The 20,548-nt window shown below is 59.9% G+C and carries 16 protein-coding genes; 13 read left to right on the top strand and 3 right to left on the bottom strand.

Annotation, left to right across the window (positions count from 1 at the left end; translation table 11 throughout):
* Positions 1 to 147: 147 nt before the first annotated feature.
* A complete protein-coding gene (locus HU767_RS09085; protein WP_186706258.1) occupies positions 148 to 1,050 on the bottom strand; it encodes a LysR substrate-binding domain-containing protein in 903 nt (300 codons plus the stop codon).
* A gap of 157 nt (positions 1,051 to 1,207) precedes the next feature.
* On the opposite strand from HU767_RS09085, the gene HU767_RS09080 reads away from it, so the two are divergent.
* The 3 genes from HU767_RS09080 to leuD all read left to right on the top strand — a co-directional run bounded on the left by HU767_RS09080 (position 1,208) and on the right by leuD (position 6,601).
* A complete protein-coding gene (locus HU767_RS09080; RefSeq protein ID WP_186729341.1) occupies positions 1,208 to 4,270 on the top strand; it encodes an FAD-binding and (Fe-S)-binding domain-containing protein in 3,063 nt (1,020 codons plus the stop codon).
* A 297-nt stretch (positions 4,271 to 4,567) separates the two neighbouring features.
* Complete coding sequence (gene leuC / locus HU767_RS09075) at positions 4,568 to 5,989, top strand: 3-isopropylmalate dehydratase large subunit (protein WP_186729340.1); 1,422 nt, start codon at positions 4,568 to 4,570, stop codon at positions 5,987 to 5,989.
* 3 nt (positions 5,990 to 5,992) lie between these two features.
* Entirely contained in the window at positions 5,993 to 6,601 is a 609-nt protein-coding gene (gene leuD / locus HU767_RS09070) for a 3-isopropylmalate dehydratase small subunit (protein WP_186706261.1), read from the top strand.
* Between the two features lie 38 nt (positions 6,602 to 6,639).
* Here the strand turns inward: leuD and HU767_RS09065 are convergent, their stop codons facing one another.
* Positions 6,640 to 7,566, bottom strand: coding sequence for a LysR substrate-binding domain-containing protein (locus tag HU767_RS09065; protein WP_186729339.1), 927 nt, complete (start codon positions 7,564 to 7,566; stop codon positions 6,640 to 6,642).
* Positions 7,567 to 7,857: 291 nt separating this feature from the next.
* Here HU767_RS09065 and HU767_RS09060 point away from each other — a divergent pair, with 291 nt between their 5' ends.
* From HU767_RS09060 to HU767_RS09050, 3 genes are all read left to right on the top strand, one after another.
* Positions 7,858 to 9,273 carry an acyclic terpene utilization AtuA family protein gene (locus tag HU767_RS09060; RefSeq protein WP_186729338.1) on the top strand — a complete coding sequence of 472 codons (1,416 nt, stop codon included), beginning with the start codon at positions 7,858 to 7,860 and terminating at the stop codon, positions 9,271 to 9,273.
* Positions 9,270 to 9,578 (top strand): DUF4387 domain-containing protein, encoded by a 309-nt coding sequence (locus tag HU767_RS09055; protein ID WP_186706262.1) that lies wholly within the window; start codon positions 9,270 to 9,272, stop codon positions 9,576 to 9,578. Before HU767_RS09060 ends, HU767_RS09055 begins: the two co-directional genes overlap by 4 nt.
* Before the next feature lie 78 nt (positions 9,579 to 9,656).
* Complete coding sequence (locus HU767_RS09050; RefSeq protein WP_186706263.1) at positions 9,657 to 11,030, top strand: MmgE/PrpD family protein; 1,374 nt, start codon at positions 9,657 to 9,659, stop codon at positions 11,028 to 11,030.
* Positions 11,031 to 11,080: 50 nt separating this feature from the next.
* Here HU767_RS09050 and HU767_RS09045 read toward each other — a convergent pair whose 3' ends face one another.
* Positions 11,081 to 12,286: a citrate synthase gene (locus HU767_RS09045; RefSeq protein ID WP_186729337.1), complete on the bottom strand. Its 1,206-nt coding sequence runs from the start codon at positions 12,284 to 12,286 to the stop codon at positions 11,081 to 11,083.
* Between the two features lie 260 nt (positions 12,287 to 12,546).
* On the opposite strand from HU767_RS09045, the gene HU767_RS09040 reads away from it, so the two are divergent.
* The 7 genes from HU767_RS09040 to HU767_RS09010 all read left to right on the top strand — a co-directional run bounded on the left by HU767_RS09040 (position 12,547) and on the right by HU767_RS09010 (position 20,309).
* Positions 12,547 to 13,836 carry a citrate:proton symporter gene (locus HU767_RS09040; protein WP_186729400.1) on the top strand — a complete coding sequence of 430 codons (1,290 nt, stop codon included), beginning with the start codon at positions 12,547 to 12,549 and terminating at the stop codon, positions 13,834 to 13,836.
* Positions 13,837 to 13,920: 84 nt separating this feature from the next.
* Entirely contained in the window at positions 13,921 to 15,315 is a 1,395-nt protein-coding gene (locus tag HU767_RS09035) for an OprD family outer membrane porin (protein WP_186729336.1), read from the top strand.
* A 28-nt stretch (positions 15,316 to 15,343) separates the two neighbouring features.
* Positions 15,344 to 16,372, top strand: coding sequence for a phosphoglycerate dehydrogenase (locus tag HU767_RS09030; RefSeq protein ID WP_186729335.1), 1,029 nt, complete (start codon positions 15,344 to 15,346; stop codon positions 16,370 to 16,372).
* Entirely contained in the window at positions 16,369 to 17,736 is a 1,368-nt protein-coding gene (locus HU767_RS09025; protein ID WP_186729334.1) for an acyclic terpene utilization AtuA family protein, read from the top strand. Before HU767_RS09030 ends, HU767_RS09025 begins: the two co-directional genes overlap by 4 nt.
* A gap of 1 nt (position 17,737) precedes the next feature.
* Positions 17,738 to 18,064, top strand: coding sequence for a DUF4387 family protein (locus HU767_RS09020; protein ID WP_186729333.1), 327 nt, complete (start codon positions 17,738 to 17,740; stop codon positions 18,062 to 18,064).
* Complete coding sequence (locus HU767_RS09015; RefSeq protein ID WP_186729332.1) at positions 18,061 to 19,044, top strand: alpha/beta hydrolase fold domain-containing protein; 984 nt, start codon at positions 18,061 to 18,063, stop codon at positions 19,042 to 19,044. The genes HU767_RS09020 and HU767_RS09015 overlap by 4 nt, the downstream gene beginning before the upstream one ends.
* Positions 19,041 to 20,309 carry a lipase family protein gene (locus HU767_RS09010; RefSeq protein ID WP_186729331.1) on the top strand — a complete coding sequence of 423 codons (1,269 nt, stop codon included), beginning with the start codon at positions 19,041 to 19,043 and terminating at the stop codon, positions 20,307 to 20,309. Before HU767_RS09015 ends, HU767_RS09010 begins: the two co-directional genes overlap by 4 nt.
* The last annotated feature ends 239 nt before the right edge of the window (positions 20,310 to 20,548 follow it).

The following is a 20,548-nucleotide window of genomic DNA, read 5'->3' as shown; positions in this document are numbered from 1 at the left end:
ATGTCGGCGGTCAGGCCGTCTTCGCGAGCAGGCTCGCTCCCACAGTTGGATCGGGGGGATGGCCGGAGAAATAGGTCGGCTGTCAGGCCGCCTCGCGAGCAAGCTTTGCTCCCACAGGGGATCAGCCTGAACCCTGAAGGGCCGAACTCAGTTATCGGGAAACGGCAACGAGAGCAGCCAGGCACTGAAGGCCTTCAAGGCGGGCAGATGCTGGTATCGGGTCGCGTAGACCAGGTAATAGCTGCGCCCACTTTCCATTGGTTCGAACAACGCAACCAGATCGCCGCTTTTCAGTTCATCCTGCACCAGGATTTGCGGAACCAACCCAATCCCGATCCCCGCCGCCACGGCCTGGATAAGGTGGGCGGTGAGTTCGAAGCTCGGGCCGGAGCGCATGGTGCGGTGATCGACGTTGTGCTGGTCAAACCAATCCGACCAGACACCGGGCCTCGACACGACGTTCAACAAGGCATGCTCGGCAACATTGGCCGGCGACATGGCCCGGTACTCGGGCAATGCGGTCGGGCTGGCAATCACCACCAGCTTTTCCGTGAGCAACGGATGGGCAATGTAGCCGGGCCACTCTCCCGAACCTGCGCAGATGATTGCGTTCATGTCGTGGGTGGAGGATTGGACGTCCTCGCGGATGATCCGCGAATGTATGTGCACCAGCAGGTCCGGGTGCTTGGCATAGAACTCATGCATCCGCGGCAGCAGCCATTTGGAACCGAGGGTCGGCAGGACGGCCAGGTTCAAGGGGCCGCTGTCGTTCTTGTACGAGATGGCCTGCAACGTTGCGCTTCGAATCCGTCCCAGCGCGGCCGCCAGTTCGTGCTGATACAGCGCGCCAGCGGCGGTCAATTCAATCTTTCGGCCTTCGCGGCGGAAGAGTTCGATCTCAAGTTGCGCCTCCAGGGTTTGTACCTGCCGGCTGACGGCGCTTTGGGTCAATGCCAGTTCTTCCGCTGCCTTGGTGAAACTGCAATGGCGCGCGGCGGCCTCAAAGGCAACCAGCAGCGACATCGAAGGCGTCAGGCGTCTAGGGTTCATTCATAAAGCTCATGCAAAGCCAGCAGGAATTACGTTTGCTCCAACCGTACAGGAAGGCAAGAATCATGAAAACCTTGTGCAGCTGCTCGATACGTCTCGTGCCGAGCATACGTAATGTGAATGCATAGATTAGCTTTTCAGCCTGTAGGAAAACATCATGATTGCCCGGTTATCGTCTCCTGATCCTCAGAAAGCGACCTATGACGCTTTTCTGAACGCGCTCAAAGTGGCGGGGTTTCAAGGCGAGATTGCCCGCGACCATGGCGACCGGACGGTCTTGGCCACCGACAACTCCATCTACCAGCGCCTGCCCCAAGCGGCGGTCTTTCCCCTGGATGAACAGGACGTGATGATCCTGTCCCGCTTGGCCGCCGAGCCCGCCCACCGCGCGGTGGTGCTTACGCCGCGTGGTGGCGGCACTGGCACCAACGGCCAATCGCTCACCGATGGCGTGGTGGTCGACCTTTCCCGTCATCTGAATAACATCCTGGAGATCAACGTCGAGGAGCGTTGGGCCAGGGTCCAAAGTGGCGTGGTCAAGGATCAGTTGAACGCAGCCCTCAAACCCTACGGCCTGTTCTTCGCGCCAGAACTCTCGACCTCGAATCGCGCCACTATCGGCGGCATGATCAACACGGATGCGAGTGGCCAGGGCAGTTGCATCTATGGCAAGACCCGTGATCACGTTCTCGAACTTTCGACGGTTTTGCTTGGCGGTCATCGCCTCGACAGTTCAGCTATCGACGTGGCGCTTTTGCCAGCCCTGGTCGAACGCCGGGATCGGGTGGGGGACGTCTACAAATGCGCGGTGGATATCGCCGATACCCACGCCGAGCTGATCAGGGACACCTTTCCGAAACTCAACCGCTGCCTGACCGGTTATGACCTGGCCCATCTGCGCGAATCCGATGGGCGCTTCAATCTGAACAGCGTGCTTTGCGGCTCTGAAGGGTCCCTGGGCTTCATCGTCGAGGCCAAGCTGAACGTCCTGCCCATCCCCCAATACTCCATCCTGGTGAATGTGCGTTACGCCGGGTTCATGGATGCCCTGCGTGATGCCAAGGCGTTGATGGCCATGAAACCGCTGTCCATCGAGACCGTGGATTCGAAAGTGCTGATGCTGGCGATGAAGGACATTGTCTGGCACGGCGTCGCCGAGTATTTCCCTGAAGACCCCGATACACCGACGCTGGGGATCAATCTCATTGAGTTCAGTGGCGACGACGAAGCGGCGGTCCAGCAGCAGGTCCATGAGTTCGTCCTGCACCTGCAGCGCGATACTTCGGTTGTCCGCTTGGGCTACACCCTGGCGATTGGCGCCGATGCGCTCAAGCGTGTCTATGCGATGCGCAAGCGTGCCGTGGGCTTATTGGGTAACGTCAAGGGCGAGGCCAGGCCCCAGCCCTTTGTCGAAGACACCGCGGTTCCGCCTGAAAACCTGGCGGACTTCATCCAGGCGTTCCGCGCGCTGCTCGATAGCCATGACTTGCAGTACGGCATGTTCGGTCACGTCGACGCCGGCGTCCTGCATGTGCGCCCGATCCTCGACATGAAGGATCCCGCCCAGGCCGCCTTGATCCGGCCGATTTCCGATGCGGTCGCGGCCTTGACGCAACAGTATGGCGGGCTGTTGTGGGGCGAACATGGCAAGGGCTTGAGGTCGCAATACGTGCCCGATTACTTCGGCGATTTGTACCCGGCGTTGCAAGCGCTGAAGGCGGCTTTCGATCCCTTCAACCAACTCAACCCAGGCAAGATCGCCACCCCGGACACGGTTCCAGACGCTCGACTGACCCGTGTCGACGAAGTGGAGCTGCGCGGTGCCCTGGACCGCACCATTGATGAACGTGTCTGGCAAAGCTACGACACGGCGGTGCATTGCAATGGCAATGGCGCGTGCTACAACTTCGATCCGGATGACGCCATGTGCCCGTCCTGGAAAGCCACACGCAATCGCATTCACTCGCCCAAGGGACGCGCCTCGCTGATCCGGGAATGGCTGAGGTTGCAGGGCGTGCAGGGTGTCGATGTGCTGGCGGCCAGCGATCGGGTTCGAGGGGCTGGCAGGAACCAGGGTGTTGCGCGTCGGGCCGTAAATAGCCTGGCCCGGAAGATGGGCCAGGCGGATTTTTCCCATGAAGTCTACGAAGCGATGACCGGTTGCCTGGCCTGCAAATCCTGCGCGGGCCAATGCCCTGTCAAAGTGAATGTGCCGGAGTTCCGCTCGCGTTTTCTGGAGCTTTATCACAGCCGCTACCTGCGTCCCCTCAAGGACTACCTGATTGGCTCGTTGGAATACACGGTTCCCTATCTCGCCAGGATGCCGCGCCTGTACAACTTCGTGATGAGCGCCCGGTCGATCCGCTGGGGGCTCGAACGCGTGGCCGGGATGGTCGATAGCCCGCTGCTCAGCCTGGTGGATTTTGCCGCCGTATGCCGGCGCTGGGACGTGGAGGTGGCAACACCTGAACGCCTGGAAGCGCTTTGCGGCGAGCAGAGGGAGAAAAGCGTCATCCTCGTCCAGGACGCCTTTACCCGGTTTTTTGAAACGCCTTTGCTCGTGGACTGGGTGGAGCTGATATCGAGGCTGGGCTACAAAGTCTTGCTGGCGCCGTACGCGCCCAACGGCAAACCGCTTCAGGTGCAGGGTTTCTTGAAGGCGTTTGAGAAGGCCGCCAGCTTCAATGGCCAGACCTTGCTCAGCCTCCAGCAGTATGGCGTTCCATTGGTGGGGCTCGATCCGGCGATGACCCTGGTCTATCGACAGGAGTACGCCAAGACACTGACCACCGGCAACGCTCCCCAGGTGATGCTTGCGCAGGAATGGCTGATCGATGCGCTGCCGAACGATCAAACCGTGAAGGCGGACGAGCCTTACCACTTCCTGCCGCACTGCACGGAAAAAACCAATGAGCCGGGCAGCGTCGGGCAATGGCAAAAAATCTTCCAGCGCATGGGCCTGGCGCTGAACGTGCAAGCCAGCGGTTGCTGTGGGATGTCGGGCACCTACGGGCATGAAACGCGAAACGCGGAGACATCCGACACGATCTACGGGCAATCCTGGAAGCCGCTCCTGCAAAAACTCAATCAGTCGGGCCGGGTGGTTGCCGACGGGTATTCCTGCCGCAGCCAGGTGAAGCGCCAAGAGGGTATTACCGTGCTGCATCCTCTGCAGGTTCTGTTGGCGCGCGTGAAAGAGGTGTCGGTCGAGCGCGGATAAGAGGCGATACCGCTCACTCAAAGGCTGGCGACAAACCCGTGGCGAGGGAGCTTGCTCCCGCTGGCGTGCGTAGCGCGCCCAAAAAGGCTCGACCTGACACTATGGCGGCGGACGTTATGGGGCTGCTACGCAGCCCAGCGGGAGCAAGCTCCCTCGCCACAGGCCGGAATGCACGTCGTTGAATACGTCCATTGTTCACGAATCGTGTTCCATGCCATCACCTAAAGGCCATTGATGGGTTTTTCATTGCGAATATGCTCTGTGCATCCGTGACCCGGCACCACAGAGCGCATCGCAATGAACAGCCCTCGTACCCTCTACCAGAAGCACATCGACAGTCACACCGTCGCGACCCTGGACGATCAAGGGCATGTATTGCTCTACATCGACCGCCAGGTGGCCAACGAATACACCAGCCCCCAAGCCTTCAGCGGGCTGCGCGAGGCGAAGCGTGGCGTCTGGCGTTCTCGCGCGACGTTGGCGGTCGTCGACCATGTCAACCCGACCAGCCCGACCCGTATCGCGGCCATGCCTGACGCCGGTGGCGCCTTGCAGGTCGCGTACTTCGAAGAGAACTGCCGGGACTTCGGCATCGAGCTGTTCGATGTGCTGGATAAGCGCCAGGGGATCGAGCACGTGGTCGCGCCAGAGCAGGGGTTTATCCTGCCCGGCATGGTGGTGGCGGCGGGCGACAGCCATACCACGACCTACGGCGCCCTGGGCGCGTTTGGCTTTGGTATTGGCACTTCTGAAATCGAGCATCTGCTGGCCACGCAGACATTGGTCTACAAGCGGCTGAAAACCATGCGTGTCACGGTCACCGGCACGCTGGGCATGGGCGTCACCTCGAAGGACATCATCATGGCGCTGATCGAGAGGATTGGCGCGTCAGGCGCGACCGGGTATGCCATCGAATTCACCGGCCCGGCCATCAGTGCATTGAGCGTCGAGGCGCGCATGACGATCTGCAACATGGCGGTGGAGGCCGGGGCCCGGGGAGCCTTCATGGCGCCCGATGAAAAAGTGTATGGCTACCTCAAGTCCAAGCCCCGTGCGCCTCAAGGCGAGCACTGGAATGTCGCGGAAAAAAAGTGGCGCGAGCTCTTCACCGATGAAGGTGCGGTGTTCGACAGCGAAGTGCGGGTGGACGTGGATGGGTTGGCGCCGATGGTGACCTGGGGAACCAGCCCGGACCAGGCGTCGCCCGTCAGTGGCAGGGTTCCGGACCCGGCGACCATTGCCGATCCGATCCTGCGCCAGGGCATGCAGCGCGCCTTGACCTACATGGGGCTGGAAGCCGGCATGGCGTTGAGTGACGTGCCGATCAGCCATGCGTTCATCGGCTCATGCACCAACGCGCGCATCGAAGACTTGCGTGACGTCGCACGGGTGGTGGAAGGCAGGAAAGTCGCCTCGACCGTACGGGCGATGATCGTTCCCGGATCAACCCAGGTGCGTGCCCAGGCTGAAGAGGAAGGCTTGGCCAGGATCTTCCTCGAAGCCGGTTTTGAATGGCGTCAGTCCGGATGCTCGATGTGCCTGGCCATGAACGACGACGTGCTTGCCGCGGGCGATCGTTGCGCGTCCAGCACCAACCGAAACTTTGAAGGTCGTCAGGGGGCGGGCGCCCGGACCCACCTGATGAGCCCGGCGATGGTTGCCGCAGCGGCCATCCGTGGTCGCCTGACCGACGTACGCCTATTGGCCGAGGAGATTTGAACCATGCAACCTTTTGAAACCGTGACTGGAAAAGCCGCGCCGTTGCTCGCTTCCAACATCGATACCGACGTCATCATGCCCAAGCAGTTCTTGAAAGGGATCGATCGAAGCGGGTTGGATAAAGGCGTGTTTTTTGACCTGCGTTTCCTTGAGTCCGGCGAACCCAATCCAGATTTCATCCTCAACCAACCGGCCTGGAGCGGGGCCAGTTTCCTGGTGACCGGGCCCAACTTTGGCTGTGGTTCCAGCCGCGAGCATGCGGTATGGGGGCTCAAGCAACTGGGGATTCGAGCACTGATCGGGACAAGCTTTGCCGGTATTTTCTATGACAACTGTCAGCGTAACGGCGTGCTTGCGATACAGCTGTGCGAATCGCAGTTACAGAGACTGGCTCGCGTCGTGAGCCATGGGGCTACCGCGACGATCAGCGTCGACCTGCCGAATCAGCGGATCTGGCTGAGTGAGGGCTCGGTCATCGAGTTCACCATCGATGCGCTACGCAAGCAATCGTTGCTGTCGGGGTTGGACGCCATCGGCGCGACCTTGCAGCGTGCGGCACAGATTCGTGATTTCGAAGCGCGTCACTACGCAGACAATCCGTGGCTGGACTGAGTGCCCAGGCGCGCCTGCCCGCCACCGCTGCCGGGCGCTCAAGCGAGGGCGAGGGCCTTGAAATGCGCTTCGAAGAATTCGATGCAGGCCCTTAGCTTGGCGGACTGGCTGAGCCGTGTCGGGTAGACGGCCCAGACATCGGCACTCTGGGCATGGCCGGGCAGCACGTGGACCAGTTGTCCACTTTCAAGCAGGGGCTTCACGTCCCACACGGAGCGCAGGATGATGCCTGCGCCACTCAAGGCCCAGCGCAACACAATCTCGCCATTGTTCGATGAAAGTGGGCCGGTGACGCGGATGGATTCTTCAATGCCGTCTTTTGTCAGGTTCCAGATGCCAAAGGCGTTGTTATGCTCCTTGAGCACCAGGCAATCATGCCGGGCCAGATCCTCCAGGGAGGTCGGGATGCCGCGCTTTTCCAGGTACCCGGGGGTTGCACAGAGCACCCTGCGGTTACTCACGAGTTTTTTTCCCAGAAGTTGTTGGGGAAGGTCGTAGCCCACCCTGATTTCGAGATCGAAGCCTTCATTGACGATATCGACCATGCGATCAAATACGTCCAGGCGAATCTCCAGTCGAGGGTACCGCTGCGAAAGCGAGGCAATCGCGGGTGCGACGTGGTTACGACCAAAACCGAAAGAGCTGCAGATATGCAAACTCCCCTGCAATTGCTGGCGGGAGTCGGTCAACTCGCTGATGAAGTCATCCATATCCCCCAGCAGTCGCGTTGCGAAGACGCGGACACGTTCGCCGTCGTCGGTCAACGCGACACGCCGGGTCGTGCGATGCAACAGCTTCGCGCCCAACGCGGCCTCAAGGACGGAGATCCGCTTGCTGACATAGGCCGGGGAAAACCCCAAGGCCTCGGCAGCATTGCCAAAGCCATTTTTCCGGATCACGGCGAGGAATACACGGAGGTCCTCCGGCAACAGGGATTGTTCTCGAGGGTGAGGCTTGCGTCTCATGGTCTGGACTATTCCAATCATAATTGTCGGAGTCAGTTTGCGATGTAGGCGCCAAACGTTCATGCGCTGCAATGAAAATGCCCATCGATGGCGCCCCCCAGGCAAGTTTTTAACACACCCGCTTGAAAATAAAAAATGGGTCTGGCGCTCTGGCGCGATATTAATCGGGTTATGCCTGGAGTGCCAAAGTTACAGTGTGTTTGTTAATGATATATGGATAAATTCTGTCCACTTGTCAGCGCAATTGCAGCCATTATTATTGGCGCACTGAGTGATCTGAAAGAGGTTGTCATGGCGCAGTTATTTGAAGGTTGCGTAAAAGTGATCGTTCCCTGTGGTTCTTTGGGGGCGGGTGTTCGAGAAGAAGAAATTGCTTATGGATTGGCTGCTGGCGCGCAAGTAATCGCCACGGACGCAGGTTCAACTGATAGCGGCGCGGCCTATCTTGCACTTGGAAAGTCCAAGAACAACCGAGGCGCAGTAAAGCGTGACCTGACGATATTAATGAAAGCGCAGGCGCGATCCGGCGTACCGATCATTGTGGGGACCGCTGGGCAGGCGGGCGGTGACCTCAATCTGGACTGGACCCGTGATATCGCCTTGGAAATCGCCAAGGAGTTGGGCGTATCGCCGAAAATCGCACTTATCTACTGTGAGCAAGACAAGGACATCATCAAGAAGCTCAATGCCGAAGGTCGTATCAAGCCGCTCCCGCCTCATGCCGAGCTGGAAGATACAACGGTGGACAGCTGTGAGCACATTGTCGCGGCATTGGGAGTAGAACCCTTTATCGCCGCCCTGGATGGCGGTGCCGATATCATATTGGCCGGCCGCGCGACCGACACCGCCGTCATCGCCTGTTATCCCATCTGGAAAGGCGCGCCGTGGGGGCCGTCCTGGCATGCCGGCAAGACGGGCGAATGCGGCGTGCAGTGCGCCGTCAACCCCACGCTTGGATCGGGGATCTTGCTGAGTATTGATGCCAATGGCTTCGAAGTGGAGCCGTTGAGCCAGGACAACCAGTGCACGCCCCATAGCGTCTCGGCCCATATGCTGTATGAGAACAGCGACCCGTTCCGGTTGGTGGAGCCTGGCGGTATCTTGAATGTTGCCCAGGCGCGTTATGCCGATTTGAATGGGCGTGCCGTTCGGGTAGAAGGCTCACGCTGGGAAACGATGCCCTACACGATGAAGTTGGAAGGGGCCGCCGCCGGTTTATATCAAACGATCATGTTGGTGGGCATCCAGGACCCGGATGTGCTCAACGATGTCGATGGGTTTCACGATCGGCTGCTGGAAGCGCTTTACACAAGAACCCGTCAGTCCATTCCAGCCGAAGAGTTGGGTGAGTTTCATATTTCCTTGCGGATGTATGGATGGAATGGTGTCACCGGGGTAAAACCGCCTGTTGGAACATTACCGCCAACTGAAATAGGCATGTTGTTTGTCGCCACTGCCGCGACTCAGGAAATGGCCAATACCATTGCCCATGCGTGCAATCCTTACTTCTTTCATTACCCCAGTGTCATGGGCAAGGAATTACCTTCGTATGGATTCGCCTTTACACCGGCGGATATACCCCGAGGCCAAATTTATGAGTTCAAGTTGAACCATGTGGTGCAACTTGAGAATCCCATGGCGTTGGTACGTCTTGAATGGATCGATTTGTCGGACAGGCCAATGGCGATGAAGGAGCTTGCACAATGATCAAGTTGCGTGATGTTTGCCGGCATGTCCGTTCCAAACAAGCGGGGCCGTTCTGGATTACGTTCGATATCTTTTTCAGTGGCCGCGAAAATTTCGAGCGTTATGCCGATTGTGCCGCACTTTCCCCGGCGCAATTTGCCAGGCTCTACGGCACCGATCCCGAACGGGTCAAGCGCATTGCAGTGCCGGACCTGGAAATGGTCAAGATTTCTTATCCCCGTGCAACGCCACAAGGCGGCATGGTCGAGCGCGACATGCATGCCGGCCAGCAATACGTCCGCTTGCTTGACGTGGTCATCGACTGAGACGGCGGCACCGCGTCGCGCCTTGATCTGTTCGCCTCATGGACGAGGCCCGGTCCACCTATTCAACCCGAGGTACTTATGACGGACTCGACCGTAGCGATGCGGCTTGCACGCTATGCCCATGCATTCAGAAAACAGCACCTGCCCGAAGCGATCATCCACCTCGTACGCCAGCGCTTTATCGACAGCCTGGCGTGCGTGCTGGGTGCCTACGGAGCTGACCCGGTAAAGGCCGCGGTGTGTTACGCCGCCGCCAATCGCGCCAAATCATCCAGCGTATTCGGCACGCACCTGCAAACGACCCCGGAAATCGCGGCGTTCACCAATGGCCTGATGGTTCGTTTCCTGGACTATAACGACGGTTATATGGGCCTGGAGCCCGGCCATCCCAGTGACAACATCCCAGCCTGCCTCGCCCTGGCGCAAGCTGAAAACGCAACCGGGGCGGAGCTGATTTCGGCCATCGTCCTGGCCTATGAAATCCAGATGCGTTTGCAGGATGCGGCCAGCTTGAACAAGCGGGGCTGGGACCACGTCAATTACATCAACGTCGCAATGGCTGCGGCGGCTGCCAACCTGATGAAGCTGGACGTGGCGCAGACGGAGCAGGCGATCAACATTGCCGTGAGTGGTCACTTGGCCATGCGCCAGGTGCGCAGTGGAGCATTGTCCGACTGGAAGGGCTGCTCCGCCGCCAACGCCGCGCGCAACGCCATTTTCGCCGCCCAATTGGCGCGCCATGGCATGACGGGACCGTCGCCGGTGTTTGAAGGTGAGATGGGGTTCTTCAAGCTGGTTTCGGGTTCGTTCGATCTGGATACCCGTCGTTTCGGTACGCCGGACAATGGCGACTACGCCATACGACGCTCGTTGACCAAGACATTTCCCACCAATGGCGAGCTGCACACCGCCGTCTGGGCTGCGCTGGATATCCGCAAGCGCATCGATGGCGTGGAAGATATCGCTGCCATTACGATCGCAACGTCTGAATTCAACCGGCGGGTGTTGGCCGATACGCCTGAAAAATGGTTGCCGAAGACCCGGGAAACAGCAGATCACAGCCTGCCCTACAACGTGGCTCGGGCCTTGCTCGATGGCGACATCACGGTGGATTCGTATCGCCCTGAAAAGATTGCCGACCCGGCGGCGATTGCCTTGATGGACAAGGTCAGTGTTGTCGAGGATCCGGCGTTGACCGCACTGTTCCCACGGCATCTGGCCAACCGTGTCTGCGTGACCCTGGTGTCCGGCGAGCAAGTCGTGAGTGAGATGATCACCGGGCCCGGTTCAGTCGAAACGCCGATGACCGATGGCGATTTCGAACGTAAATTCCGGCGCATGGCCATGCCGCATATCGACGCATCGGCACAAGCTGAAGTGCTCGGCTTCGTTGCTGGTCTCGAAAAGCAGACCGAATTCACCTCGCTGTTTGCGGCGATGGCCGTTTCATAGCCAGTCTGTCGCTCCAATGGGCGCTTCCCAGAGGCGCGACCGAGCGGGGATTAACGGCGGGCGGTCTCGCTCGCCGTAGGCAACGTCCCTACGTAACGAGCGCGAGGACGGGCGTCGTGGTGCTGGTTGTATTGCTCGCTGGCATGGGCTATCCAGCCGATCAGGCGACCGATCCCCGCCAATGAAATTTCCTGTCCATGCAGCCCTAACTTCTGGCCGATGAAGCTCACCAGCAGGATGAATTCCGGTGGGTACGCCACGAGTTCCGAGGCCACCGCAAACGCTTTTTGCAGTTTTGCGAATTCGCTGTCGCCCTCGAAGACGGCCGTCAACGCCGCCATGAGATTGCTGGCGCGCGGATCGTTGATGGCATGCACATTGGGGCCAAACCCGACAATGTGTCCGTCCTGGCTGTAGCGCTGCAATATAGGTCGCGCAGGGTCTACAGCGGTGCAGATTTCCTCGATCATCCTGCTGGCGGCTTCATTTCTTCCATAAGCGATTCTGTGGCCCCGGGCTGCGGCAAGCCCGGCAATGACCGCGTAGTAGGGGGTGGCGCCGGTCGTGGCGGCGACACGCACGCTATGGGCGGTGTGGTCCAACTCATGGTCGATACTGAGGATCAGCAGGCGGCGGATCAGGTCGGCGTACGCCGGTGGGGCGCCGCAGGCCTGGGTGATGAATTCATGCAAGGGTTGCGTGCTCGGTTCGGTCGCGCCCACCACCAAGGCGGCAAACCATCGGACGACATCGGCGCCAGTACGCGCGTAGCTGTCCGTGGAAAGGTCGAAGGCCTTGGGGTTTTCTCTTTGGACCAATGGGAAAAGCGCGATGGCTTTTTCCTGGGCGGACATGTGTTCGTAGATGTTCAGCAGCTTGACACTGTCCCTCGGCACACGGGGCAGTGACGTGCCGAACGCAGACGGCACTTGCCAGATCAGCTCGGCGACGTCTTCAACCGTTGCGCGGTCAGCGAGCTCGACGACGTCATGGCCCCGGTAAAACAGGCCATCATCGGTGATCAGCGTAATGGCGCTGTCCGACGGCGACGAGCGCTTGGGCGCGTGCTTCTCTCCCGCCGGACGCTTGACCAGGCGCTGGATGTCTTCGGCCCAATAACGGCGCTTAGGCGTGCCCGGGATCTTGAGGGAGCGGATATTTTTGCGGCTGACGTAGGCGTACAGCGTCGGCAGGCTGATTCCGAGTAGGGCTGCCGCCTCTTCTGCCGAAAGGTAGAGGTCTTCTTGTTCTGGCATGACGAATCCGAGCAGGTTGATTGGAGTGGCGTACATATTTATTAAATATACGGTCATTCCGTCAATGTCTACAAAGCAGCAATTTTTTCTCTGTTGCGTCGTGAGTCATTTGTCCAAACCGACGCGGTCGATGGGGGATATTGACGAAAAAAATCAAGATTTACAGGCTTTCACCCCCTATGTAGATTTCGAGTGCGCAAAAGTTGTTCACATTGATTTTTGATGGCGTCGATAACAATAAAAACGAAAAGGTGAAACGCATGGCTTGGTTAGGTTTCGCAATGGTCGTCACGTTTATGGCATTGATCATAAGCAGGCGACTGTCCGCTGTGACGGCACTCATCCTCGTTCCGGTTGCTTTCGGGCTGGCCAGTGGGGCAGGGCCGGAACTGGGTGGGATGGTGATGGGCGGCGTCAAGCAAGTAGCGCCCACCGCACTGATGTTGATGTTTGCAATCCTGTATTTCGCAATCATGTTTGACGCCGGGCTCTTCGAGCCGGCGGTACGGCGGATTCTGCGGTTTGTCGGCAATGATCCTCTTCGCGTTGTGTTGGGCACCGCACTGTTGGCCACTGTGATCTCGTTCGATGGGGATGGTGCGACGACGGTCTTGATCGTCACCACAGCGTTCCTGCCGCTCTATCTGCGCCTTGGGATGAACCCGCTCATTCTGGCGTTGATGCTCCTGCTGACCAATACCGTGGTGAACCTGATTCCCTGGGGAGGGCCGGTCGCCCGCGCCGCCAGTGCCCTCCATCTCGATGTGGCGGACATGTTCCTGGGCCTGGTACCGGCCATGTTCGCGGGGCTTGCCTATGCATTCGTCGTCGCGTTCTGGATCGGCCGCAAGGAACGGCGCCGCTTGGGCTGGACGCCCGGTCACCAAGACGTTGCACCGCAGGAGGTCGTCTTGCCGACCGTGCAATCCGAAACGCAGCGGCCGAAGCTGTTCTGGGTCAACCTGGCGCTCACCGCCGGGCTCATGTACGCCATGGCGACAGGGCTGGCACCTTTGCCCATGTTGATGATGGTGGGCTTTTCCCTGGCGCTGTTGATCAACTATCCACGCCTGTCGGAGCAGAAGGCGCGGGTGGCGGCTCATTCTGAAAGTGTCCTGATGGTCATCGCCCTGATCTTCGCTTCAGGTGCGTTCACCGGGATTTTGTCAGGCACCGGAATGGTCGACGGCATGTCGGGGAAAATCGTCCAGCTGATTCCCGACGGCGGCGGACAATACTTCGGCATCATTACCGCACTGGTGGCTTTGCCGCTGAACTTCCTGTTGTCCAACGACGCGTTCTTCTTCGGCATCTTGCCGGTACTGGGGGCGGCGGGGGCGGAGTATGGTATCGACCCGATGCATATAGCCCGTGCGTCGGTGTTGGGGCAACCCGTCCATGCACTCAGCCCATTGGTCGCTGCGGTGTATCTCATCAGCGGGATCATCAAGCGCGACATGGGTGATATGCAACGCTATTGCCTGCTCTGGGCCATAGGCAGCAGCCTTGTCCTGATTGTCACGGCGGTAATTACCCGGGCGATTATCTGATCAGTTAGTTCTCTGCGCCGAAGTTTCAAGGACGCCAGCTCGCGTCTGCTCACGTCAAAATAAAAATAATAGATGAGGTGGTCGATGAAATCGATTAACGCCGTCGCTATGACGTTGCTGTCGACATTGTTTGTGTCTGATGTTTGTCTTGCGGCAACCATCAGTAACCCCGACAGGTTCCAGCATGAAGGCAAGTTGAATGCTTATCTTCGCTCGATGTATATCAATACGCGGATATCCAACGATTTGATCGAAGATCGTTTTGGTGGTTTTCCGGACGGCGCCGAGTTGGGCGGGACAGGGGTTGGTGCGATCCTCGACTATAACTCCAGTTATTGGGCCGGCGTTGTAGGGTTTGATGCCTCGTTGTATGGCGTGGCGATGATCGACTCCAAAGACAATGGGCGGGATTTATTTGACGACAGCGATGGCACTAACGGTGGCTTTGCAAAAGTCGGCCAGGGTTATTTCAAGTTGCGTTACGAGGGCGACGGCTGGAACGCCGATTCGCAAATAGGCCGGGGCCGGTTCGATGCGGGGACGTTGGTCACGCTCGACACCCGGATTGTGCCGGGATCCTATCAAGGAGGCCGGGCCCACCTGAACTTCACCGAGATGGGCATCGGCCCGCTGCCCGGTACGTTGGGGTTTGAAACCGCCTACATCAACCGCACGTCTCCTAGGGACCGGGAAGACTTCGAACACCTGCTGAGCCAGTCGGGCGAGGAAATAAAGGACCTCTACACCTACGGCATTAAATACGACTTGAAGGCCATCGAACTGGGTTACGACCATGGTGTATCGCGGGACTTCAATGAGAACACCCGTTATGGTCTGACCCTGAAAGCACCCCTCGGCGATAAAGCCGGCATTGTATTGGACACTCAATATTATGAGTTTGAAAAAGCCGGGCGAATCTGGGAACGCGACTGGCAGGCCGGCGAGGCCGCTTATGACGATGACGCGACGTGGCTGAACATCAATGTGGGTTTATTGCTTGATAAGCTTCGCTTGGGCGTTTCATTTTCCGAGACCAAAGCCGAGTTGACCAGCGGACTGGGCTACGCCTATTTCGATCATGGCGATAACGTCGACGGCAAGATGGACGCCTGGACACGTTCCGGAAACGACTTTAATAACGACGGCGAACGCACCTGGCAAATAGGCGCCGAATATGATTTGAGCGGACATTCGTTATTAGGCGCTTCGCTGGACGGTTTTAAAGTCATGACCATTTACAAACAAGGTGAGTTTGAGGCCACGGACCCTTTCAGTGGCCGACGCACCGACGTGCGCGAACGGCAGAACGAATACCGTCTTTATTATCGCTTCGACGAAAAGGAGTATTCCGGACTTTCCGTGGGTTTGATTTACATCGATTACCGAATCGACCAGGACTTTGTCGCCTTGGTGTCCGCTCAACCCGACAACGTGGTCACTGGCTCGGAAGCCCGGGTGTACCTGGATTACGCATTTTGATTGCCGGACATATATCGAGAGGCCAGTGATGTCTAAACCTCGCCACACCCTAGTGATTACACAGCGGTTTTTCGATGCAGAAACCGTGCACTTCCTGAAGAGCCACGGCTGTAACGTTGTTATTGCGCAACTGGCTCAGGGGCAAGCGGATGGCGACCTGAGCGAACGCCAGTTGCTCGATCTCCTGGAAGACGCCGACGGTTGGATCGTCGGTCACGCGAACGTCACGTCGAGCCTGCTGAGTAGGCTCCCGCGCCTGCAAGTCATCGCCCGTCGTGGCGTGGGCTACGAGCGGGTCGATACGGCGGCGGTGGCGGCGGCAGGGAAGGTGGCGACCATCGCCATCGGCGGCAACGACGCCAGCGTCGCAGACCACACCGTGGCGTTGATGCTCGCCGTGTGCCGCCAGCTCAAACGCTGCCAGTTGGGGTTGTCGGCCAATGACTGGTCGATTCCCTTGGGAGGCGATTTGTACCGCAAGACCGTTGGCGTCGTCGGCTTGGGCCGGATTGGCCGGGGTGTACTGCAGCGCTTGTCGGGGTTCGAAGTCAAGCCGCTGATCTACACCCCTCATCCAGACAACGCAGAGGTCGAAGGTATCCCCCGAAGCTGTTTTGTCGACCTGGAAACGCTGCTTGAGGAAAGCGATTTCATCACCCTCCATGCACCGCTCAACCGCCATACCCATGGGTTGATCGATAGCCGTGCGCTGAAGCGGATGAAACCTTCCGCGGTGTTGATCAATACCGCGAGGGGTGGGCTGGTGCGGGATGCGGATCTGCTGTGGGCCCTGCGGGAAAACCGGTTGGCCGGGGCAGGGCTCGACGTATTCGAAAGCGAGTCGGAGCCGGTGCTTTCGGCGGTGACCGAACAACTCATCCAACTCCCCAACGTGATCGTGACGCCCCATGTCGGCGCCTCCACGGTCGAGGGGCTCAATCGTACCAATCTGATAGCCGCGCAATGTGCGGTGGCTGTACTGGAGGGGCGTAGCCCGCCTGGCCGTTGCGTCATCGCTGACGGACGTCGCCCTACAGACTTGAAGGAGAATCCATGAATACCCCGATTAAAGTGCTGACGCCAACGGGCGCGATTGGCACCGGTTTCCCACGGGCGGCGTTTGACCAGGCGCTGCTGGAACGACCGGACGTGATTGCAATGGACGCGGGGTCGACCGACTCCGGTCCCCATTACCTCGGCACCGGCACGACCAAGGCTTCGGCCTCGATACTGCGGGCCGAGTTGCGCGTGTTCATGCAGGCGCGGGCGGAACTGGACATCCCGTTGATCATCGGCAGTTGCGGCACCTGTGGTTCCGACGCAGGCGTCGACCTGATGCGCGGTCTGTGCGAGGAAATCGCCGCCGAACTCGGTCAGGCCGTGCGCATCGCGAGCGTCTACAGCGAGCAACCGGCAAGCGTGGTGAAACAAGCGTTGGCGCAGGGACGCATCAAGCCCTTGCAACTCGATCACATCGACGATGCCTTGGTCGAACGCTGCTCGCGCATTGTCGCGCTGATGGGCGTGGAGCCCTTCATTCATGCGCTTGAAGATGGCGCGGACATCATCCTGGCAGGACGTTCCACCGACACGGCGGTGATGGCTTCGCTGCCCATCCTGCGCGGGGCCCATCAGGGCGCCGCGTGGCATGCTGGAAAGATCCTGGAGTGCGGCGCGTCCTGCACGACCACGCCCGCCAACGCGGTGGTAATGGCCGCGATCGACGACACGGGATTCACCATCAAGGCCATTGGTGAGGGCGCCCGGCTCACCCCGCGTTCGGTCATGGCCCACATGCTGTATGAAAACAGCAACCCCTACGTACTCGTCGAGCCCGGCGGCGTACTGCACGTGGAGGGGGCGGTCTACACCGCGTTGGACGAACAGACCGTGCGAGTCGAAGGTTCGGTCTGGACGCCAAGCGAAGACTACACCGTCAAGTTGGAGGGGGCGGCGCCGTGCGGCTTCCAATCGGTGGTCATGAGCATTGTCCGGGATCCGGAATACGTCGAGCGCTTCGATGAGTGGCTGGCCTATCTGGATTCGGTCATGCGTCAGCGGATCGAAAAGCACCTGGGCATCGGCGCCGATGACTATGACTTGCAGTTCCGCGCCATTGGCAAGGATTCAGCCTTGGGAGCGCTTGAGTCACGGGTGGGCGCGCCCGTGGAAATCGGCGTCATGGCCATCGCGACGTCGGCGACCGCCGAGCGCACCCAGGACATGGTCGCGTTGCTCAATCCTTACCTGCTGCACTTTCCGTTGCCTGGCGACAAAGACCTGCCCACCCACGCGTTTCCTTTCTCGCCGGCCTCGATGGACCGGGGCGTGGTGCATGAGTTCGTGCTCAGTCATGTGATGGTCGTGGCGGATCCGTTGGCACCTTTCCGGTTTTCTATCAAGACAGTCGAGGGCGCGTGAAATGAACACACTTCAAACATTGGGTTATGAGATCCGCTCCAAGAACGCCGGGCCGTTTTCCCTGACCATCGATGTGTTCTGCAAGGACGCGGACACCTTCGCGCAACTGGCCGCGGAGCCAAAGTTGCAAGCCCCCGCGATTGCCGAGCTGTTCCGCAGGCCTGCGCAGTCGATCAGCGTTTTTCCCATCGAGGCGTTGAGCGTGATCAAGATCAGCCTGCCGCGTCCAGTGGTTCAGGGCGCCTTGCAGGACCGGGACATGCACGGGGCTCAATGGGCGTTCATCCTGCTGGACGCACTTGGAGTCGGCGAGGACCCCCGGCCATGAGTTGCGTTGCAAGCGGGGCGGCGGGTTCACCGCCGCCGGTTCACCCTGACCTGGTGGCCGTGGCCACGACGCTGCGCGAACAAGGGCTGCTACCGGTTGTCCAGGGGGACGTGCAACGTGTCCGGGCGCAACTGGAGCGGATCGATGCCTGGGCGGCGCGCCGCAGCGTGCCGCTGTCCTATGAGCGCACCTTGGGTTTTGCTGTCGATGGCCGAACGGTGCCCTGCAAGCTCTATTGGCCGGAGGGCGATGAGGCGCCTTGCTTGATGTTCTACTGCCATGGCGGAGGATTTCGTCACGGTTCGCTCGCCGGCTGGGATGCACCGCTGCGCCAACTGGTGCGTGACAGTGGCCTGGCGGTGCTGTCCATCGATTATGCGTTGTCGCCGGAATATCGTTTTCCGGTGGCGTTCAACGAAGTGGTGTCGATCGTCAGCCGGGTGATCAAGCTCGGGGCAATCACCGATTGCCCTGTGCGCGGTTATGCCTTGGGCGGGGATTCGGCAGGCGCCAACCTGGCCTTGGGCGCTGCACTTGCGCTACGGGATGCAGGGTGTGATGGGCTGCGGCAGTTGCTGCTGTTCTATGGCAGTTACTCGCGCGACCTGGGCTCCGATTCCTGGCGAAGGCTGGGTGGGTATGGGGGGCAGAATCTGTCGGTCGAGACTATGAGCGCCTACTGGGCGAGTTACCTGGTCGATGATGAGGATGACTGGCGGGTACAGCCGATCATCGCTGACTTGGCCGGCCTGCCACCCGTGCGATTGGTGGTGGGCGAACTGGACCCGTTGCTGGATGAAAACCGGGAGCTGGCGGATCGGTTGGAACGCGCGGGCGTGGCGACCCACCTGCAAGTGCTTGCGAACATGACCCACGGGTTTGTCCGATTCAATGAGGTGGCGCCGGTCGTGCGCGATGTGATCGGTGCGCAGGGCAGCGCTTTGCGCAGGGCACTTTGCGCTCAGGCGAACTTCCCATGAACCTGTGCCGTATCGCGAATTTTGCGCGGATCTGCCTCGGGATATTCAGCGTCATGACGGCCAGCGCCTCGGCGGCAGGCACGCTCCCCGTCGGTCCTGACGCGGGAGACAGGGAGCTGTCGGCGTTTTATCGCTGGCCTGAAGCAATGCCCGCGCTGCCCGGTGTGCTGCTGCGAAGCGAGACGCTGGCGGTGCCGCCGCAGATGCCCGCCGCCGGGCAGGCTTTGCGCCTGCTCTATAGCTCCACCGACGAGCGCTGGCACTCCGGACTCGTTCCGGTCAGCGGGGCGTTGTACCTGCCGGCTGGAGAGCCACCGCCGCAAGGCTGGCCGTTGCTGGCCTGGGCCCACGGAACGCTGGGGATTGCCGACGCCTGCGCACCGTCCTGGGCTGGATGGCGCGAGCGTGATGGGGCGTATATCAATCGTTGGCTGGCGCGCGGGTTCGCTGTGGTCGCCACCGATTACCAGGGCCTGGGAGGGCCAGGGCCGCATCCCTATACGTTCTGGCAGGCCGAGGGACGCTCTGTCCTGGATGCGATTCGCGCTGCGCGTTCCATCAGGCCAGGCCTGATTGCCAATCGCATGTTTTTGGCCGGGCAATCCCAGGGAGGAGGGGCGGCGTTGGGTGCGGCGATCCTGGCCGGTGGTTATGCGCCGGAGCTGCCTATCCGCGGCGCAGTAGTCACGGCCCCGAACAGCACATTTCCCCATGGTCCCATTGCGTTGCCGCCGCGCCAGTCCAATACGCTGTTCCTGGCATTGGCGTCCGGCGGCTTGCGCGAGGACGGGCCACGGGTCGAGGACATCCTTACGACCAGAGGCCTTGAACTGCTAAGTGTTGCCCGGGAGGGCTGCAGTCGCGACATTGCCCGCAAATCCAAAGCGTTGCAGATCGATTCGTTTGCCGAGCTTTTGACCATTTCCCCCGAGGCATTGATGGCGGTGCGCATCCCCTCGACCGACATGCCACAGGCATCGATTGGATTCCCGTTATTCATCGCCACCGGCCTGGCTGATCAAACGATCACGCCCGTGCGCCAATATGCGGTCGCCACGGCGTTGTGTGCCGCTGGCAACCCCGTCACCTGGCGGACGTATGAAGGCCTGGGGCATGACGGGGTGCTGCATGGTTCATTGGACGATGCATTTGCCTTCGTCGAGGCCCAACTCGACGGACCGGGCCATGGCTCGAACTGTTCCACACTGCAAAGGCCCGGTCCGCCGGGTGAAAGGGATGCTGCAGCGTCGTTTAACGACGACTGAATTTCCCCTGTGGGAGCGAGCCTGCTCGCGATGGCGGAGGGTCAGTTTGCAGTGATGTTGGATGTGCTGACGCCTTCGCGAGCAAGCCCGCTCCCACAATGGTCCTGAGCTGCATGCAAAGCTAAGGAACACTCAATATCCCCTGTGGGAGCCTGCTCGCGATGGCGGAGGGTCAGTTTGCAGTGATGTTGGATGTGCTGACGCCTTCGCGAGCAAGCCCGCTCCCACAATGGTCCTGA

It is taken from the genome of Pseudomonas sp. SWRI179 (assembly GCF_014268705.1).
Lineage (GTDB): Bacteria > Pseudomonadota > Gammaproteobacteria > Pseudomonadales > Pseudomonadaceae > Aquipseudomonas > Aquipseudomonas zanjanensis.
This window is presented reverse-complemented; position numbering and strand designations above follow the sequence as displayed.

Coding starts and splice junctions, on each gene's coding strand:
- HU767_RS09080 (WP_186729341.1), top strand. CDS start 1,208: ATGATTGCCCGGTTATCGTCTCCTGATCCTCAGAAAGCGACCTATGAC.
- HU767_RS09060 (WP_186729338.1), top strand. CDS start 7,858: ATGGCGCAGTTATTTGAAGGTTGCGTAAAAGTGATCGTTCCCTGTGGT.
- HU767_RS09010 (WP_186729331.1), top strand. CDS start 19,041: ATGAACCTGTGCCGTATCGCGAATTTTGCGCGGATCTGCCTCGGGATA.
- HU767_RS09015 (WP_186729332.1), top strand. CDS start 18,061: ATGAGTTGCGTTGCAAGCGGGGCGGCGGGTTCACCGCCGCCGGTTCAC.
- leuC (WP_186729340.1), top strand. CDS start 4,568: ATGAACAGCCCTCGTACCCTCTACCAGAAGCACATCGACAGTCACACC.
- HU767_RS09065 (WP_186729339.1), bottom strand. CDS start 7,566: ATGAGACGCAAGCCTCACCCTCGAGAACAATCCCTGTTGCCGGAGGAC.
- leuD (WP_186706261.1), top strand. CDS start 5,993: ATGCAACCTTTTGAAACCGTGACTGGAAAAGCCGCGCCGTTGCTCGCT.
- HU767_RS09055 (WP_186706262.1), top strand. CDS start 9,270: ATGATCAAGTTGCGTGATGTTTGCCGGCATGTCCGTTCCAAACAAGCG.
- HU767_RS09025 (WP_186729334.1), top strand. CDS start 16,369: ATGAATACCCCGATTAAAGTGCTGACGCCAACGGGCGCGATTGGCACC.
- HU767_RS09020 (WP_186729333.1), top strand. CDS start 17,738: ATGAACACACTTCAAACATTGGGTTATGAGATCCGCTCCAAGAACGCC.
- HU767_RS09050 (WP_186706263.1), top strand. CDS start 9,657: ATGACGGACTCGACCGTAGCGATGCGGCTTGCACGCTATGCCCATGCA.
- HU767_RS09085 (WP_186706258.1), bottom strand. CDS start 1,050: ATGAACCCTAGACGCCTGACGCCTTCGATGTCGCTGCTGGTTGCCTTT.
- HU767_RS09045 (WP_186729337.1), bottom strand. CDS start 12,286: ATGCCAGAACAAGAAGACCTCTACCTTTCGGCAGAAGAGGCGGCAGCC.
- HU767_RS09040 (WP_186729400.1), top strand. CDS start 12,547: ATGGCTTGGTTAGGTTTCGCAATGGTCGTCACGTTTATGGCATTGATC.
- HU767_RS09030 (WP_186729335.1), top strand. CDS start 15,344: ATGTCTAAACCTCGCCACACCCTAGTGATTACACAGCGGTTTTTCGAT.
- HU767_RS09035 (WP_186729336.1), top strand. CDS start 13,921: ATGAAATCGATTAACGCCGTCGCTATGACGTTGCTGTCGACATTGTTT.